Annotated in this window: 12 protein-coding genes; 10 read left to right on the top strand and 2 right to left on the bottom strand. The window is 52.1% G+C overall.

Features of this window, described 5'->3' with window-relative positions; genetic code table 11:
- Positions 1-37 precede the first annotated feature (37 nt).
- From MKX70_RS09880 to MKX70_RS09905, 6 genes are all read left to right on the top strand, one after another.
- Positions 38-2,512 (top strand): GH36-type glycosyl hydrolase domain-containing protein, encoded by a 2,475-nt coding sequence (locus tag MKX70_RS09880; RefSeq protein ID WP_340839976.1) that lies wholly within the window; start codon positions 38-40, stop codon positions 2,510-2,512.
- 237 nt (positions 2,513-2,749) lie between these two features.
- On the top strand, positions 2,750-3,865 hold the full coding sequence (locus MKX70_RS09885) for an IS110 family transposase (protein ID WP_340839977.1): 1,116 nt from the start codon (positions 2,750-2,752) through the stop codon (positions 3,863-3,865).
- A gap of 1,160 nt (positions 3,866-5,025) precedes the next feature.
- Positions 5,026-6,993, top strand: a complete 1,968-nt coding sequence (locus tag MKX70_RS09890; protein ID WP_042239758.1) for a heavy metal translocating P-type ATPase — start codon at positions 5,026-5,028, stop codon at positions 6,991-6,993.
- Positions 6,994-7,191: 198 nt separating this feature from the next.
- A complete protein-coding gene (gene trxB / locus MKX70_RS09895; RefSeq protein WP_042217706.1) occupies positions 7,192-8,133 on the top strand; it encodes a thioredoxin-disulfide reductase in 942 nt (313 codons plus the stop codon).
- 82 nt (positions 8,134-8,215) lie between these two features.
- Positions 8,216-8,449: a glutaredoxin family protein gene (locus MKX70_RS09900; protein WP_039308604.1), complete on the top strand. Its 234-nt coding sequence runs from the start codon at positions 8,216-8,218 to the stop codon at positions 8,447-8,449.
- 90 nt (positions 8,450-8,539) lie between these two features.
- Positions 8,540-8,929, top strand: coding sequence for a GNAT family N-acetyltransferase (locus MKX70_RS09905; RefSeq protein WP_340782268.1), 390 nt, complete (start codon positions 8,540-8,542; stop codon positions 8,927-8,929).
- A gap of 100 nt (positions 8,930-9,029) precedes the next feature.
- Here MKX70_RS09905 and MKX70_RS09910 read toward each other — a convergent pair whose 3' ends face one another.
- The gene (locus MKX70_RS09910) at positions 9,030-9,230 is read right to left on the bottom strand and encodes a hypothetical protein (RefSeq protein ID WP_042239753.1); all 201 of its coding nucleotides are present in this window, start codon (positions 9,228-9,230) and stop codon (positions 9,030-9,032) included.
- Between the two features lie 163 nt (positions 9,231-9,393).
- Positions 9,394-10,554, bottom strand: a complete 1,161-nt coding sequence (locus MKX70_RS09915) for an ROK family transcriptional regulator (RefSeq protein WP_340839978.1) — start codon at positions 10,552-10,554, stop codon at positions 9,394-9,396.
- A gap of 455 nt (positions 10,555-11,009) precedes the next feature.
- On the opposite strand from MKX70_RS09915, the gene xylA reads away from it, so the two are divergent.
- From xylA to MKX70_RS09935, 4 genes are all read left to right on the top strand, one after another.
- A complete protein-coding gene (gene xylA, locus MKX70_RS09920) occupies positions 11,010-12,329 on the top strand; it encodes a xylose isomerase (RefSeq protein WP_042239750.1) in 1,320 nt (439 codons plus the stop codon).
- Between the two features lie 339 nt (positions 12,330-12,668).
- Complete coding sequence (gene xylB / locus MKX70_RS09925; protein ID WP_042239748.1) at positions 12,669-14,165, top strand: xylulokinase; 1,497 nt, start codon at positions 12,669-12,671, stop codon at positions 14,163-14,165.
- 221 nt (positions 14,166-14,386) lie between these two features.
- Positions 14,387-15,943, top strand: a complete 1,557-nt coding sequence (locus tag MKX70_RS09930) for a response regulator transcription factor (protein WP_340839979.1) — start codon at positions 14,387-14,389, stop codon at positions 15,941-15,943.
- A gap of 174 nt (positions 15,944-16,117) precedes the next feature.
- Entirely contained in the window at positions 16,118-17,908 is a 1,791-nt protein-coding gene (locus tag MKX70_RS09935) for a sensor histidine kinase (protein ID WP_042239745.1), read from the top strand.
- Positions 17,909-17,981: the final 73 nt, after the last annotated feature.

Consider the following 17,981-nt stretch of genomic DNA (forward strand, 5'->3'; position numbering starts at 1 on the left):
AGCAATAAGTAATCCTATATGAAGAGGAGCCAGACTAATGACGAACCAACCGGGAACAATCACTCCGGCAGGCGACTCCGGCCGCACACAGAGTAACAAGGCTGTAAAACCGGCAGCCGGGGGCAACGCGTTTGCCCGCGAGCAGGAGCTGGACCAGTATTTCACCTTCCGCGATGACGCGAAGGAGGTAGAGTTCAAGCGCCATGATATGCCGACCCCATGGCTGAACTATTTATCCAACGGGACCTTCCATACCATGCTGTCCCATGCGGGCGGCGGATTAGCCTTTTATAAATCTCCGCAGATCTGGCGGATTACACGCTACCGTTTCTTTCATCTGCCGACCGACCGCTCCGGCCCTTATATTTACCTGCAGGATGCCGGAACGGGCAGCTACTGGTGCCCTACCTATGAGCCGGCTTTTCAGAAGCCGCAGGAATGGAAGAGCAGCCACGGCATGGGGTATACCCGCTTTGAAGCCGCGCAGGATGAAGTTTCGGCAAAGACCGTTTACTTTGTCGGACCTTACGAGAACTCGCTGATCTGGAATTTGACGCTGACTAATAATAGTACCGAGGTCAAAGAACTGAATGTGTATGCCTACGCCGAGTTTGGCATGATGGAATTCATGCGCGAGCTGCAATGGCAATGCTACAACAAACATCAGGTGTCGGTGCAGTATCATGCCAAGGAAGCTCTTATCTACAAGTACGGAGTTGAGAATCAGCCCAAGCCGGATGAGACGCCGCTGGTCTATATGATGTCGGATGCGCCGCTGGCCGGTTATGACGGGGATCGTGAAGAGTTTATCGGCAGCTACCGCAGCGAATCCAATCCGGCTGCGATTGAGCAGGGTGGATGCACCGGCTCGACAATACTGGGCGGAGATCCTTGCGGAGCGCTTCAGGTTCAAGTGAGGCTGCAGCCCGGCGAGACCCGTACCGTGAACTTCTTCCTGGGGACGGCGATGACTGAGGCTGAGATCGAACAGGCCATCGGCCATTCCCGGGAGGCGGATTTCGTCACCCGTTCCTTTGCGGCGCTTAAGGAGAACTGGGACAGCTATCTGGGGGCCTGGAACTGTGAATTGCCGGATAAAGATGCACAGCGCATGATCAACATCTGGAATCCGTATCAGTCGCAGCGGAACTTTCTTTTCTCGCGCAATATTTCGTTCTATGCTACGGGAACATTCCGGGGAGTAGGCTACCGGGACACAGCTCAGGATATATTGGCCGTAGCTCCATTAGATCCGGAGGCGGCCAAAGACAAGGTCCGCCTGCTGCTTGGGCAGCAGTATCAGGACGGGCATGTGAATCATTACTTTTTCCCGAATGAGGGCTGGGACCCGGTGACCAGTATTCACTCGGATGACCACCTGTGGACGGCGCTGGCTGTATGGGATATTCTCGCAGAGACCGGCGATACCGGATTCCTGCAGGAGAGTCTGCCTTTCTATGATGGCGGTGAAGCGCCGCTGTATGATCATTTGAAGCGTGCGGTAGACTTCACCGTCTCCCGGCTGGGGCCGAACGGCTTCCCGCTGATGCTCCGCTCGGACTGGAATGACCAGCTGTTCCGCGTATGCCGCGAGGGCAGAGGAGAGAGCATCTGGACGGCGATGCAGTTCGGAACCGTGCTGCTTCGTATGAAGGATCTGGCGGCAGCAGCCGGTCATCTGGAGCATGCGGCGGACTATGACAGGCTGTACGAGGAGCAGAAGCGGCTGGTGAACACGCTCGGCTGGGACGGCCAATGGTTCCGGCGGGCAGTCATGGATGACGGGCGTTATCTGGGCACCGCTGAGCATGACGAAGCCCAGATTTGGCTTAACGCCCAGACCTGGGCGACCCTGTCCGGCATGGGAGAGCCTGATAAAGCGCTCCAGGCCATGGACAGTGTTCGCGACATTCTGGATACGGAGCTTGGCATTAAGAAGCTGCACCCGTCCATTACCAACTTCCCCGATCCCGCAGATCCGCTGACCAATTACAACAAGGGGACAGGAGAGAACGGGGCCGTCTTTTGCCACGCCAACACCTGGGCGATTATTGCAGAATGCATGCTGGGCAGAGGAGATCAAGCCTACAAATATTACCGCCAGCTGATTCCTAATATTGCGATGGAACAAGCCGGATTATGGCGCTATAAAGCGGAACCTTATGTCTATGCCTCCAACCTGTTCGGACCGGAATCCGACAGATTCGGGCTGGCGAATGTATCCTGGCTGACCGGAACTGCTGCGTGGATGTATATAGCCGCTACGCAGTATATTATGGGCATTAAGCCCGTTATTGGCGGACTGTCGGTTAACCCGTGCATCCCGTCTTCCTGGGAGGGCTTCTCTGTTTACCGGAGATTCCGCGGCTGCTTGTATGAGATTACCGTGAAGAACGAGAGCAGTGTCTGCACAGGCGTCAAGGAAATCCGTGTTGACGGTGAATTGCTGGCAGGTACGGTAGTGCCTGTCTATCCGGATCGTAGCTCGGTGAAAGTGGAGGTTCTACTATAGTTGTAGGCAGAGCTTAATGCATACTCAAAAGTGTCCCGCCAGCTGCACCAGCAGAATTATGGCGGGGCATTTTTATATCCCTCGAAAAAGCAATTATCCTCAAATTCTCCGTCACGGGATGCTGCTGCGGCCGGAAATAGTTATGATGAACGAAAGGCAGCCCCTGTTCGCACACCTTAGGTTAAAATGGGAGTAAGGACAACCATTTCAGAGCTAAATGCGAAAGGAGCTGTTACTATGAAGAATACCATAAAATACGTAGGTTTGGACGTGTCAAAAGAAAAAATTGCAGTGGCGATTGCAGACGAGGGACGGGACCCCGCACGGTATCACGGAGCGATTGCCCATACGCCAGATGCTGTAGGACGACTCATTCGGAAACTGAAAAGCCCGGAGGTTACTCTTGAAGTCTGCTATGAGGCGGGACCCACCGGGTATGATTTGTATCGCTGGCTGACCAAGATGGGAATTTCCTGCACGGTCATCGCCCCCTCACGTATTCCTCAGCGTTCAGGCGATGCCATTAAAACCGACCGACGGGATGCAGAGCGGCTCGCTCAGCTCCACCGTGCGGGAGAATTGACGGGCATTCATGTACCCACTCCGGAACTCGAGGCTCTTCGGGATCTCATCCGAGCCCGGGAGAATGCTCGGGAAGAACTGCACCGGGCCCGGCAGCACCTCGTTCATTTTCTGTTACGGCACCAGATCCACACCCCGGAAGAGATGAAAAAACGCTGGACGAAACGATACCGGCTGTGGCTCTCTACCTTGACGTTTGAGCATACCGCGCAAGAACGGGTATTCACCGAGATGCAACAACAGTTGCGGGAGGTGGAGGAGCGCATTAAACGGCTAGAGGAGGCCATGCGGAAAGAAGCCGAAATCTGCCCGTACGCCTCTGTGATTAAAGCGCTCCAGGGTCTTCGGGGGATTGCCCTGCTCACGGCCATGACGCTCGTCGTTGAAATCGGGAATTTTGAGCGGTTCCGTTCGCCTGCGCAGCTGATGAGTTACCTGGGACTGGTTCCGCGGGAATCTTCTACAGGACCCAAGACAAGACGGGGCCGCCTGACTAAAACAGGAAATGCCTCCGTAAGGCGTGCTTTGGTGGAATCGGCCTGGAGTTACCGTTACCTTCCGGCGGTCAAAGGCGATTTAGAAAAGCGGTTAGAAGGGCAAAGTGCTCATGTCCAGGAAACGTCATGGAAGGCGCAGGAGAGATTGCACAAAAAATATGTGCAGATGGTCAAACGGGGAAAACACCGAAACTTGGTGATCGCAGCGGTGGGACGGGAATTGGTCGGATTCATTTGGTGTGTTGCGGTAAAGGCAGAAGCAGGAATCGCATAATATAGAACAAGAAAAAGCCTGTCCCCAAAGGATGAATCCTTGGGGCATGGAGACAACGAGAAAGGTTCGAGGAGAATCCACGAAATCCAACTGCACAAAACCCGGATGGGTTTGACGTGCGACAATAGTTTAGGGAAGCTCCTTCGACGTAGGCCTAACATGTGGAACCAACCCACGGATAGCAGTGTGCCAGCCGACGACTCGCATGTTGTCTCCATGCCCAAGGGATTGAAAAAACCTTTGTTAAAAAGGGAAGAAACAGGGGGATTGACAAATTCGTTCATAGCAGTTGGATTTTCTCCACTTGCTGATGAACGAAGAGCGTCTGCTAAAACAGCAGTTGGATAAACAGCACTTAAATCGCTGCGTATGAGCTACATGAAGGTAAATGAACCGAATTAAATGCCTTTTTTCCAATTGCTTGCTTGAAATCACTCCATTCGTCCGAATTAAGATACGTTTTTCCACTTATATAAGCTGAACCTAAGAGTGATGGCCAGCCGATGGATGAACCCCTTGTTACCCGAAGGTTCCGCCCATGCAGCAAGTCAGATACTTAAGTTCACTCTATATAGCATCATATGGGCGGACTCTCATAACAGAACACAGCAGCCGGCTTATGCAAACTCCACACACCTTTCGCTCGCACTACCAACGCCATTCTCTGCAGCCTCCATAATTTCCGCAAACTCCTCCCAACCTCTCTCAACTTCTCTCAACTTCTCTAACATCCCCCAACAGGCGTGCGGGCTTTGCCCAAGGTGGAGGCCAACCCTCCCGAAATAACAGGCTTGTTTGTGGGTTTACTTTTCCGCCGGGCGTGATATAGTATAGCTATAAGTTGCACAGAGGAAATATAGTTGCATTATCGCAACAATGATTATCATTCTCATTTAACATGCTGTCCCGGCTAAGCCGGGGCAGCATGTGTCATTTTAAGGGTCTTAATAATGGCTCTCATTCTCAGTCGAGTCATAATGGTTCTCATTCTGATCTCATTCTCAGTCGGGTCATAATGGTTCTCATTCTGATCTCATTCTCAGTCGGGTCATAATGGTTCTCATTCTGCACTCATTCTCAGTCGAGTCATAATGGTTCTCATTCTGGCTCTCATTCTCAAGTGTGCTCTTATACAAATACAATCAGGAAGGTGATTTATCATGCATTCAACCTCGAAAGAAATGCCTAAATCGATCGCGCGTCAAGGAGGCGCTAAGCAGCCGCGGACGCCGGAGCCGCGCCGCTTCGATCCGCTGGCTATGATCTCAAATGCCGAAATGCAGGCAGCGCTCGGAAGCGGGCTGATGATGCTGATCGCCTGGGCCGCCAGCGGCTGGTCTGAGACGATATCCGTTATTCTCTATGTGATCTCCTATTCAATAGGCGGCTGGATCAAGGCGAAGGAAGGCGTGGAGACGCTGGTCAAGGAACGCGATCTGGATGTCAATCTGCTGATGATTGCCGCGGCTCTCGGCGCAGCTTCCATCGGTTACTGGAATGAAGGCGCGATGCTAATCTTCATCTTCGCGCTGAGCGGCGCGCTGGAGAGTTACACGATGGAGCGCAGTAAGAAGGATATCTCCTCGCTGCTGGCGCTCAAACCTGCCACGGCAGTACGCATTGAGCAGGGGGCAATGAATGAGGTGGCGATTGATCTGCTGGCCATCGGAGATCTGCTGCTGGTCCGTCCCGGGGAGCTTATCCCAGCTGACGGCAAGGTATGCCGTGGGGAATCCTCCGTCAATCAGGCGTCCATTACTGGAGAATCGCTTCCCGTAGATAAGGCAGCCGGAAGTGAAGTGTTCGCCGGTACAGTCAATGGCGAAGGCCCGCTATATATTGAAGTTACCAAATCGGCAGAGAATACCTTGTTCGCCAAGATCATCCGGATGGTTGAAGAAGCAGAGAATGAGGTGCCGGATTCGCAGCGTTTTATCAAACGGCTGGAATCCGTCTATGCCCGCGTAGTAGTAGCCGCAACGGCCTTGTTGATCACTTTGCCGCCGTTTCTGCTGGACTGGAGCTGGAGTAATACCTTCTATAAAGCAATGGTCTTCCTGGTAGTGGCTTCTCCGTGTGCACTCGTATCCTCCATTATGCCGGCCATGCTGTCGGCCATCTCGAAGAGTGCGCGCAAAGGGATTCTCTTCAAAGGCGGTGTCCATCTGGAAAATATGGCACGCACCTCTGTAGTTGCTTTTGACAAAACAGGCACATTGACGGAAGGGGTTCCGCAGGTCACGGATTTCATCGCCGGAGAAGGGTATGGACGTGAAGAGCTGCTGGCCGTCAGTGCTTCGATTGAGAAGCTGTCCGGCCATCCGCTCGCGGAAGCCATTGTTGCGCTTGCTGAAGCCGAGCAGGTAGAGCTGCTCACCATCGAAGAGAGCAAATCGGTTACCGGCTGGGGCATTGAGGGGACCATTAACGGCCGCCTGTGGCGGATCGGCAAGTCCAATCTGCTGGATGAAGTGCACGGTACTGCACCGCAGGGGGATTCGGAATACTGGAGAGCGTTGCGCAGCGAGCTGGAGCAGGAAGGGAAGACAGTATCGCTGATTCTCGCCGGTGATACCATTGCCGGAATGATTGCGCTGCAGGATACCGTACGTTCCCAGGCGGAGACAGCCGTACGTAAGCTGCAGGAGCTGGGCATTAAGGTAGCGATGCTTACCGGGGACCGTGAGGCCACCGCACAGGTGATTGCCGGGAAGACCGGAGTGGACCTGGTATTCGCCGGTCTTTTGCCAGAAGATAAGGTATCGCATATCAAAGCGCTTCGTGAACAATACGGCCATGTGATTATGGTGGGTGACGGTGTTAATGATGCGCCTGCGCTGGCTACAGCAACAGTAGGTATGGGAATGGGCATGAAAGGCAGCGGAGCCGCGCTGGAGATTGCCGATGTGGTGCTGATGAACGATAATATCGAGGAGATTGCTTCTACGATTGCCCTGGCCCGCCGTACGCAGCGGATTGTGAAGCAGAATATGATTTTTGCTGTGGCCGTAATCGCCACACTGATGATCAGCAACTTTGTACAGGGGATTGCGTTGCCGTTTGGCGTGGTGGGCCATGAGGGCAGCACCATTCTTGTAATCCTTAACGGACTGCGTCTGTTGCGCTAAAAAAAGCCGGAAAGACCGTTTATCCGGCCCTGCCAAATATTTAATTGCTTAAAATTGAATTGTTCACAAAATAGGTGCGTTTTCACCGTGTCTGGCATATTGACAACTTCCCTTGAGATGATCATAATAAATACTACATTATAATAATTTTAATTAAGAAATGGCGTCTTTGCCGTCCATCTCAAGGAGGATATAATCATGTACAAATCAATTATTGTAGGTACTGGACCGGCCGGATTGACGGCTGCCATATACTTGGCCCGGGCGAACCTGAACCCGCTCGTTATCGAAGGTCCGCAGCCAGGCGGACAGCTTACAACTACAACAGAGATCGAGAACTTCCCAGGATTCCCGGAAGGCATTTTGGGTCCGGATCTGATGGACAATATGCGCAAGCAGGCTGAACGTTTCGGAGCACAGTTCGTTACCGGCTGGGTGAACAGTGTAGAGCTGGGCGAACGTCCGTTCAAGCTGAATGTTGAAGGCATGGGCACACTGGTTACAGATACATTGATTATTTCCACCGGCGCTACAGCGAAATATCTCGGGATTCCCGGGGAGCAGGATAATATCGGACGCGGTGTCAGCACTTGCGCAACCTGTGACGGATTCTTCTTCCGCGGCAAAGAAATCGTGGTTGTCGGCGGCGGTGATTCGGCGCTGGAGGAAGCGGGCTTCCTGACAAGATTCGCGTCAAAAGTAACCCTGGTGCACCGTCGCGAAGAGCTGCGGGCCTCCAAGATTATGCAGGATCGTGTACGCGACAATGCCAAAGTTACCTGGGGACTCAACCGTACGCCTGTTGAAGTTATTGCCGGAGACAAAGGTGTGACTGGCCTGAAGGTGATTAACAATGAGACCGGTGAAGAAGAATTCATTGAAGCCAGCGGTGTATTCGTAGCTGTCGGCCATCATCCCAATACTTCTTTCCTGGGCGGACAAATCACTACGGATGCTAACGGCTACATTGTGTCGAATCCCGGAACCTCTGAGACGAATATTCCCGGCGTGTTTGCTTGCGGTGACGTGCAGGATACCCGTTACAGACAAGCGATTACGGCTGCAGGCAGCGGCTGTATGGCGGCGATGGATGCCGAGAAATATATCGAGAGCCTGGAGCACAGCGCGGTTATTCTGTAAGATTCCATTTGGAATAGAAGGCACTCCGGTGCTACAATAGATCACAGATTCTTATACTTACAAATTAGGAGGAGATCATACTATGGAGAATGTAATTGTGTACACTTCAACCAATTGTCCGCATTGCCGTCAGGTGAAGAGCTTCCTGAACGATAAAGGTGTAGCCTACGAAGAGCGCAACATCGAGCAGAACGATGATTATGCGCAGCAGGTATGGGATATGGGCATGAGAGCTGTTCCTATTACGGTTATCGGTGAGTTCAAAATCGTCGGCATGAACAAAACCAAGTTCGACAAGGCTTTGGCTACGATTTAAGGAATAGCTGGCCGGACTTAAGGAGAATATATTAGCCGCTTCCCTCCGGAGGCGGTTTTTCGTTGTCCTGAACTTAGAGGAGAAGGGAAATTGTTAATCAGCTTAAAGAATTACTGGGACAGCGATGCGGTGAAGAGCCTGCTTGCAGAATGTATGTGGCCGGATGACCAGAGAGTTAACGGGGAGCTGGCCGGAATCACCGGAATCAGCTGCGCTGCTGCACATGAGGTGGAGATCAGACATCTGGCTGTACAGAAGAGTTGGCGCGGACGGACACTTGGCAGCAATATGATCGCAGAAATTGCCGGATGGGAGCAGGTAGAGCTGATCAGGGCAGATACGGATCAGGATGCGGTGGGCTTTTATAGCAAGGCAGGGTTTGAGATTCACAGTCTGGGAGAAAAATATCCGGGGATTGAGCGGTTTGAGTGTGTTCTGCGCACCCGGGGAACAACGGATATATCAAAAAGCAGTCATTGAATCCAGGCTGCTTTTTGTATTTCCTGCTAAAACAGATACATGAAGGGGATACAGGATACCGCTGTCTTGCAAGCATGAACCCCGTTTGGAGGCCGCTAGGCTAAGTATGAGTAAACGACATGACAATTTGAAAAACAGCATATACGGCAATACCGCTGCTAATAAGCATGAATCCGGATTTCTTCCTCGATTGGAACAGGCGCAGGACGCCAAGGCTGATGAGTGGGGCGATAACAAGCAGCAGCAGCAGCACGGTGATGAACATCTTCGCTGAAATATCTGACGTATCAACATAGGTCATAGACGCTCTCTCCATTTCAGAAAAAGGGGTATGGTGACAAATGTCACACGTATATCCTTATTATATAGGATTGCTATTCCTTTTAGTGCAGGAAATGCTGCTGCAAATGCGGCAATTTTACGAAAATATAAGAGCTTATATGTTTTACGTTGAAATGATCCTTCTATAGGGTTACCCGGATGTTGCCGAGAAAGTGCATGACTGCAGAAAAGCCTGCGCCAATCATCGTTCCGCGGCTGCCCAGCCTGGAGAAGGTGATCTCAAGCTGCTGCTTGTGGTAAGGAAGCGTACGCTCGGCTACTACCCGGCGCAGCGGCTCGCCCAGCCACGGTTCAGCTTCAGACAGAGCTCCCCCAATGACAATCAGCTCCGGATTGAAGCTGTTGATCAGATTAGTGACCCCGATGCCCAGATATTCCCCGATGGAGCTAAAGTGCTGCAGGGTATCCGGCTGCCCCTCCAGCGCATACGCCACCAGTTCGGTCGTGGTACGGGCAGGCAGGGAAAGGCCGGGATTATCGTACGTTTTCTCCGAAGCATAGAGCTCCCAGCAGCCCCGGCTGCCGCAGCTGCAGGGCTTGCCTTCCGCCTCAATCGTCATATGCCCGGTCTCCCCGGCGTATCCGCGTGCGCCCTTATACAACTCTCCGCCGATGATGATTCCGGACCCGATCCCCGAGCCTGCACTGATGTACAGCAGATGGCGCACATCCCGCGCCGCCCCGAAGTTCAGCTCCCCTTGTGCCCCGGCATTGGCTTCATTGTCAATGGTGACCGGAACCGCGAAGGCGCTTTCCAGAATCGACCGCAGATCGACCATTTCCCAGCCAAGGTTGGGCGCAAACAGCACGACTCCGTGTTCATCCACCATTCCCGGCACGCCGACTCCGATGCCGACGAGGCCATAGGGTGAAGGAGGCGCCTCGGCAATCAGCTCCGAGATCATCTGCTGCATCTGCCCCAGTACATAAGGGAAGTCGTGGGCTGCCAGCGCACAATCCCGTTCATGAAGAATGCCGCCTCCCAGATTGCAGAGCACGGCCTTAAGCTGTTTAACACGCAGTTCGATCCCGATAACGCTTCCGGCCATTTCGTTGAAATGCAGCATGAGCGGTTTGCGTCCCCCGCTGGATTCTCCGGGACCGGCTTCGGTAAGCAGCTCCTGCCCGCAGAGCTCGGCGACTAGATTGGAGACCGTAGCTTTGTTAAGACCTGTCATCTCGGACACCTTGGCCCGGGAGACGGGGGACTGCATGCGGATCGTATGTAAAATAATCGATTTGTTAATTTTTTTGACCAGCGCCTGATCACCGGTAACTTTCAAGAAGCACACTTCCTTTTTTGAAATATAAGACGATCCGGCCTGCTGAGTACGGCACATAACAATGAGGAAGGCACTCAATCAGGGCAGAGCTTATAGGTTTCGGTTTTCCCGCATACGTAATGCAATAAGCCTTGAGGCAGCGTTTACGCGGAGAAGGTATGCCATTTAGTCTAGAATGAAGAGCGGCAAAAAGCAACTAGATTAACGTCCGGGGGAGGCGGGGGAATTACAGTTATACGCATAGGCTGCACTGCCGGAGGGTACTTTATGTTCAGCATCATATAGTGAAAATAAAGGGAGAAGAGAGTAGCTGCTCTGCCGGGACAGGATAAAAAACAGACAAAATAAAAGTTCTCAAAAACTTTGTTTAACCAATATACAAAGTCCGAAAGATGTGTTAAGATGTTGCTGTAAACGCTTGCGGGCGAAGCAAAATATCGAGGAGGATTTTACAAATGGCTTATTTTGAAACAGTGAGCAAGATCTCTTACGAGGGAAGCCGTTCCACTAACCCTTACGCATTCAAATTCTACAACCCTAAAGAAATCGTTGCCGGCAAAACTATGGAAGAGCACTTGAAATTTGCAATGGCATATTGGCATACATTAACCGCTGGCGGTTCCGATCCGTTCGGCGCTGAAACAGCAGTCCGCGCTTGGGACAAGCTGAGCACACTGGACAAGGCCAAGGCCCGTGCAGAAGCAGCATTTGAGTTCATGGAGAAGATGGATCTGCAGTACTACTGCTTCCATGATGTGGACATCGCTCCAGAAGGCGCGTCCCTGCGTGAGTTCTACAGCAACATCGATACAATCGTAGATATCCTTGAACAAGGCATGAAGGCTTCCGGCAAAAAATTGCTTTGGAACACGGCCAATATGTTCACCAACCCGCGCTACATGCACGGTGCAGGCTCCACTTGCAACGCTGATGTGTTCGCACACGCTGCTGCACAGGTGAAGAAAGGTCTGGAAGTGGGTAAACGTCTGGGCGCTGACAACTATGTATTCTGGGGCGGCCGTGAAGGCTACGAAACACTGCTGAATACAAATATGAGCCTTGAGCAAGACAACATTGCCCGTCTGTTCAGCATGGCTGTTGATTATGCTAAGGAAATCGGCTTCGAAGGCCAGTTCCTGATCGAGCCTAAACCGAAAGAGCCTACCAAACACCAATATGACTTCGATGCAGCAACCTGTATCGCATTCCTGCAGAAGTACAACCTGGATAAGCACTTCAAGCTGAACCTTGAAGCTAACCATGCTACACTGGCCGGCCATACCTTCGAGCATGAGCTGCACGTAGCCCGTATCAACGGCATGCTGGGATCGCTTGATGCGAACCAGGGCGATCCATTGCTCGGCTGGGATACCGATGAATTCCCTGCAAGCATCTACGATTCTACTCTGACTCTGTACGAAGTACTGAAGAACGATGGTCTGGGCAAAGGCGGAATCAACTTTGACTCCAAAGTACGCCGTCCTTCCTTCGAGCCTGAGGATCTGTTCCTGGCACACATCTCCGGTATGGACATCTACGCTAAGGGCCTGAAGGTAGCTGCGAAGCTGCTGGAAGACGGCGTATTCGAGAACTTCATTGCTGAGCGTTACAGCAGCTTCAATGAAGGCATTGGCGCTGACATCGTATCCGGCAAAGCGACACTTGCTTCGCTTGCTGACTATGCGCTGAACAACGAGAACCCGCGTCCGAACAAGTCCGGACGCCAGGAATTGCTGAGAGCTACACTTAACCAGTACATCCTGACTGCTGAATAAGACTGTACCGGGTCTGCGGTGACTGCCGCAGATTCATCAGAGGATAAACGCAACGGGGGTTGCTGAAGAGAGCATTCTTCGGCAGCCCCCTTTTATTGGTGGAGAAAAGATGTGCACGGCGGAGAATGGCTGTATGGATGTATTTTGTGCAATGCACAGGCTTCAGTAAGAGGGTTAATGCTTCATATAATTAAGCAGATGCTTACGAAGCGAGTTTTGCTTGAAGTGAATTCAGGAAGCAGAAGCTCGCAAAACTTAAGATTATGCTTACGAGGCGAGTTATATTGCGGAGATGTTCCAATAGAAGTAATGCTTCATATAACTTTTAGGAGGATAACTATGAAATATGTAATCGGTGTCGATCTCGGAACCAGCGCAGTGAAGACTGTACTGGTAGATCCCCAGGGCAAAGTAGCGTTCGAGCACTCTGAGGCTTACCCGCTTAGCAGACCCCAGCCGAACTGGAGTGAGCAGAATCCCGAGGACTGGGTTAAAGGAACGATCGTCAGCCTGAAACGGCTGATGGAGGTATCCGGTGTAGATTCTTCGCAAGTCGATGGAATCAGCTTCTCCGGTCAAATGCATGGACTGGTGCTGGTTGACGGCGAAGGCAAGGCTCTGCGTCCGGCGATCCTGTGGAACGATACACGCACAACAGCCCAGTGCCGCAAGATTGAGAAGACGCTTGGCGGCAAGCTGATCGAAATTGCCAGAAACCGCGCGCTGGAAGGCTTCACGCTTCCGAAGATTCTATGGGTTCAAGAGAACGAGCCAGAGGTAATGTCGCAGGCTGAGCTGTTCCTGCTGCCGAAGGATTATGTGCGTTACCGCCTGACCGGTGACTATGCTATGGATTATTCAGACGCAGCCGGAACCCTGCTGCTCGACGTAGGCTCCAAGGAGTGGAGCCCGGAGATTGCCGAAGCCTTCGGTCTGCCGCTCTCTATCTGCCCTAGACTTGTGGAATCCTTCGAGCAGACCGGAACCCTGCTTCCTGAGATTGCCGAAGCTTCCGGATTGCTGCCTTCTACCAAGGTGTTCGCCGGTGGTGCAGACAATGCCTGCGGCGCACTCGGTGCCGGAATTCTGGGTGAAGGCCGGACGATGTGCAGCATCGGGACTTCCGGAGTCGTGTTGTCTTATGAGAGCAACAAGGATCTTAACCTCGAAGGCAAAGTCCATTTCTTCAATCACAGTGAGCAGGATGCCTTCTATATCATGGGCGTTACCCTGGCGGCGGGCCACAGTCTGACCTGGTTCAAGGAGACCTTTGCCGCTGAGAAGAGCTTCGACGAATTGCTTCACGGCGTTAATGATATCCCGGCCGGCAGCAGCGGCCTCTTGTTCACACCGTATATCAGCGGAGAACGTACACCGCATCCGGATGCGAACATCCGCGGCAGCTTCATCGGCATGGATTCCGGCCATACACTGCCCTACTTTACACGCGCTGTGCTGGAAGGCATCACCTTCTCGCTGCGTGAATCGATTGAGATTGTACGCGAATCCGGCAAAGAGATCACCGAGGTGGTGGCGATCGGCGGCGGCGCCAAGAATGAAGCCTGGCTGCAGATGCAGGCTGATATCTTCGGCGCTTCGATCATCAAGCTGGAGAGCGAGCAAGGTCCGGCGATGGGCGCGGCGATGCTGGCTGCTTACGGTGCCGGCTGGTTTGAATCGCTGGGAGCGTGCGCGGAAGCCTTCATCCGTCCGGCTGAAACCTACACTCCTAATGCAGAACAGGCTGCAATCTATGACGGCATTTTCGCCTTGTACCAGGAAGTGTACAGCCAGACCCGCGGGCTGAATGAGAAGCTGGCTTTGTATCGTAAATAATTTAGTGTAAAATATAAACAATCACATAAAGAGTTAAATAACCACCTGTATAATTTTGAGTATTTAAAGACAATAAGAAGATGAGAGTGTGCAGTTACGGCCGGAATCTCCATTGGAGATAGCTCTATTCAATTAATAAAGTTTTATATCCAGCACTTAATGTCTGCCATTCCTTTCAGGGTGGCAGCTGTTTTCTTTTTAAATAAGGGGGTGAACCCATATTGATCAAAGTACTGATTGTAGATGATGAGCCCAAGCTAAGAGAAGGGATGCGGACGCTGATTCCCTGGGAAGAAGAGGGCTATACCGTAGTGGCGACGGCGGCGAACGGATACGAAGCACTGGATAAGTTCAAGGCGCTCGCGCCCGGCCTTGTGATTGCAGATATCCGCATGCCCGGGATGGACGGTCTGGAACTGATCTCCGAGCTCCGCAAAGAGAGCCCTAACTGCCATGTGCTGATTCTTAGCGGCTATGCTGACTTTGAATATGCCAAACGGGCGATTGCCTACCATATCGACGGTTATTTGCTTAAGCCGGTCGATGAGGAGGAATTGATCACCTACCTGCAGGAGCTGCGTGAGAAGATAAGCCTGGAAGAACAGATAATCGAATGGCAGTCAGGGGAGCCGGCAAAGACCACCGAAGTGCTGCTGCGCGAGCTGCTGCAGCCGAAGGAAGGCGGAGAGGCTCCCGCAGAGGCTGCGGCTCAGCTGGGTCTCGAAGGATGCAGCTGCGAAGTGATATTGCTGGAATTGAAAGGGCTTAACAAAGGAGGAGACAGCCGTGAGGAACAGGTGAAGAGCCTGATGGAGCGGCATTGGCTGGAAGAGGAAGAGCGCGGCTTATTCTTCACGCTTCCCCCGTATATGGGGATTCTTTTGAAGGAACCGCTTGCAAATGACAGTGCCCGGGAGTCGCTATGGCAGGAGCTGCATTCGATTACAGCGAAGGAAGGACTGGAGTTTCAGGCGGCAGCAGGCGGTGCAGCAGGCAGCCCGGAAGAGGCGTTCCTGTCGTTCGCCACAGCACGTGCCCGGCTGGACGAGTCTTTTTTCGGGCAGAAGGACACGCTGCTAAGCGGGAAGCCGGATAACTGGAATGAACCCGTGAAGAGGACGGGAGAATTCGAGGAGGAGCCGGACCCGGAGCGGGATGTGGAGGTACAGCTGCTGCTTGCTGTTGAGGCCGGAAGCGGTGAGGTGGCCCGCGGGCTTATAGGGCAAATTGTCCGCCAGCTGGTTCATGCCCGGCGCGAAGAAGCTTATATCAAGGATAACCTGATGCGGATTGTCAGCAGTACCATTGCCCGCCTTGAGGCAGCGAATCCGGACATCCGTGCACTGATTGCCGGTCAAGCCTCGCCTATGGGTGAAATGTACAGCAGCGCTAACCTGCATGATGTGGAGCAGCTGGTATCAGCTTATATGGAGCAAATTTCCGGGCTGATCGGCAGCGGCGGGCGCGGAGATGAAATCAAGCGGATCACGGACCTGATCCAGCGCCGCTATAATGAGAATTTGAAGCTGGGCTCGCTTTCCGAAATTTTCAACTATAATAGCGCGTATCTGGGCAAGATGTTCAAGAATCAGGTGGGAGAACACTTCAACACGTATCTGGATAAAGTCAGAATTGAGAAAGCCAAGCAGTTCCTGACCCAAGGCATGAAGGTCTATGAGGTTGCAGAACGGGTCGGTTATATGAACTCCGATTATTTTAATGCCAAGTTCCGCAAATATGTCGGAGTGTCTCCGTCGGCCTACCGCAAAGAGAATTAATACCCCGGCTGCCGGGCAGGCCCGCGAGCAGTATGGGCGGTTAGAACTGTGAACTTGCCGAACGTTCAGCGTGAGGCTTATGATATACAGGCTGTTCCCTATCTGCAGAGGATAAGGGAGCAGCCTGTTTTCCATTGAACGGAAGGGGGAAGTGTTATTAAGAAGCTGGTGCGAATGATCAATAATATGAAGCTGAAATATAAGCTGATTTTTTTCTACATTATTGTCGTCATGATACCTGTGCTGATTGTTGGTATTATTCTTACAAGCTATTTTCGTGAGGGAGCCTTGAACAGAGCGATTGATCAGGCCACCAACAACGTGGAGAAGATCAAAAGCCAATTGTCCAGCAAGCTGCGTGTTCCTACGGATATTTCTAATCTGCTCTATTTTGACGAGGAGCTTGAGCGGCTGGTCACTACGCATTACCCGGATGCACTGGCGCTTACAAAGGCTTATTTGAGTTACACGGATATCCGAGTATTTGTTCTGCGGTACCGGGAAATTTCCAATATCCGTTTTTTCATTGATAATCCGAGCCTGGTGGATGATATGTCGATTGCACCATTGACTCCGGAGCTGGAGTCCAGAGCCTGGTACAAGAAGGCCATGCAGAGCGGAGAGATTTACTGGATGTACATTTCCGACAAGGAAAAATATTTCAACAGCCCCAAAGGAACGATCAACAAGCTCAGCCTGATCCGTCAGGTATACTACCGGGAATCCGGTAAATCCGGAATACTGATGGTACAGGTTTCTCAGGACGAACTGAATCAGATGCTCTACCAGGAGCCGTTTGATACGTTAATCATCGATGAGCAGGGTTATATTGTGTCGGCCAATGATCCGCAGCTTGTAGGCAGCACAGTCGATGATTTTGACATTGGCGTCGATGTGCAATTGCAGTCCAAGGGTGTGCTCAAAACCAGGGTGAAGGGCAAGGATTCTTACGTCATTATTGATGAAATGTCTCCTGAGCTGAGCAGCAGCAAGCTGAAGATTATCTCTATATTTGAAACGAAAAGCATTCTGAGCGATGCCAATAATGTCAGTAAGCTGGGCCTCCTGATCGTTATTGGGGTGTTGCTGGTTGCCCTTGTGTTTGTATACACCATCTCCCTGCTGACCACCAACCGTCTGCTGCGCCTGAGCCGCCAGCTGAATCAGGTAGCCCTTGGCAATCTGAATATCGTCTCCCGGATTGACGGCACGGATGAGATCGGCCAGCTGTCGCGGCAATTCAATTACATGGTGGCAAGTATTAACCGGCTGATCACCCAGGTTATTGAGAGCAACGAGAAGAACAGCGCTCTGGAGATCGCCCAGCGGGAGATCAAATTAAAGATGATGGCGAGCCAGATCCATCCGCATTTCCTATTCAACGCACTGGAATCGATCCGCATGAATGCGCATCTTAAGGGCGAGAAGGAGATTGCGAACATCGTCAGACTGCTTGGTAAGCTTATGCGCAAGAACCTCGAAGTTGGCCGCGAACGGGCACCGATCAAGGAAGAAGTAGAGATGATCCGTTCTTATCTGGAGATCCAGAAATTCCGGTATGAGGACAGGCTGGAGTATGAGATTAAGTTTGACCCTAGAACAGCTGAAGTTATGATCCCGCCGCTCATTATCCAGCCGCTCGTAGAGAATTCCGTAGTCCACGGGCTGGAGAATAAGCAAGGTACCGTTCATGTCAGCGTCAGTATAACCCTGGATGAGAATCAGGAGGTTCAGGTGCTTGTGACAGATGACGGCATCGGCATGATAGAGGAAAGGCTGTCCGAGATCGTAGATGTGATTAGCAAAGTGGAGGAAGAGGAACGGGGACGGATCGGCCTGCGCAATGTGCATCAGAGGCTGACTCTATATTACGGAGAGGAGCATGGGCTGAGAATTACAAGCCGATCAGGTGAAGGTACCGAGATAGCGTTTTCTATTCCCGTTGAAAGCGAGTTCAAGTCTTAAGCAGCGCGGCCTGGGAGAATCTCTAATTTAGACAGGATTTTACGTGAAATCTGTTGGGTATTCTCTCCCGGAG

This window comes from Paenibacillus sp. FSL R7-0312 (assembly GCF_038004445.1).
Taxonomy (GTDB): Bacteria; Bacillota; Bacilli; order Paenibacillales; family Paenibacillaceae; genus Paenibacillus_AQ.

Excerpts from the sequence above, each read along its gene's own strand:
- MKX70_RS09880 (WP_340839976.1), top strand. The coding sequence starts at position 38 with ATGACGAACCAACCGGGAACAATCACTCCGGCAGGCGACTCCGGCCGC.
- MKX70_RS09885 (WP_340839977.1), top strand. The coding sequence starts at position 2,750 with ATGAAGAATACCATAAAATACGTAGGTTTGGACGTGTCAAAAGAAAAA.
- MKX70_RS09890 (WP_042239758.1), top strand. The coding sequence starts at position 5,026 with ATGCATTCAACCTCGAAAGAAATGCCTAAATCGATCGCGCGTCAAGGA.
- trxB (WP_042217706.1), top strand. The coding sequence starts at position 7,192 with ATGTACAAATCAATTATTGTAGGTACTGGACCGGCCGGATTGACGGCT.
- MKX70_RS09900 (WP_039308604.1), top strand. The coding sequence starts at position 8,216 with ATGGAGAATGTAATTGTGTACACTTCAACCAATTGTCCGCATTGCCGT.
- MKX70_RS09910 (WP_042239753.1), bottom strand. The coding sequence starts at position 9,230 with ATGACCTATGTTGATACGTCAGATATTTCAGCGAAGATGTTCATCACC.
- xylA (WP_042239750.1), top strand. The coding sequence starts at position 11,010 with ATGGCTTATTTTGAAACAGTGAGCAAGATCTCTTACGAGGGAAGCCGT.
- xylB (WP_042239748.1), top strand. The coding sequence starts at position 12,669 with ATGAAATATGTAATCGGTGTCGATCTCGGAACCAGCGCAGTGAAGACT.
- MKX70_RS09935 (WP_042239745.1), top strand. The coding sequence starts at position 16,118 with ATGATCAATAATATGAAGCTGAAATATAAGCTGATTTTTTTCTACATT.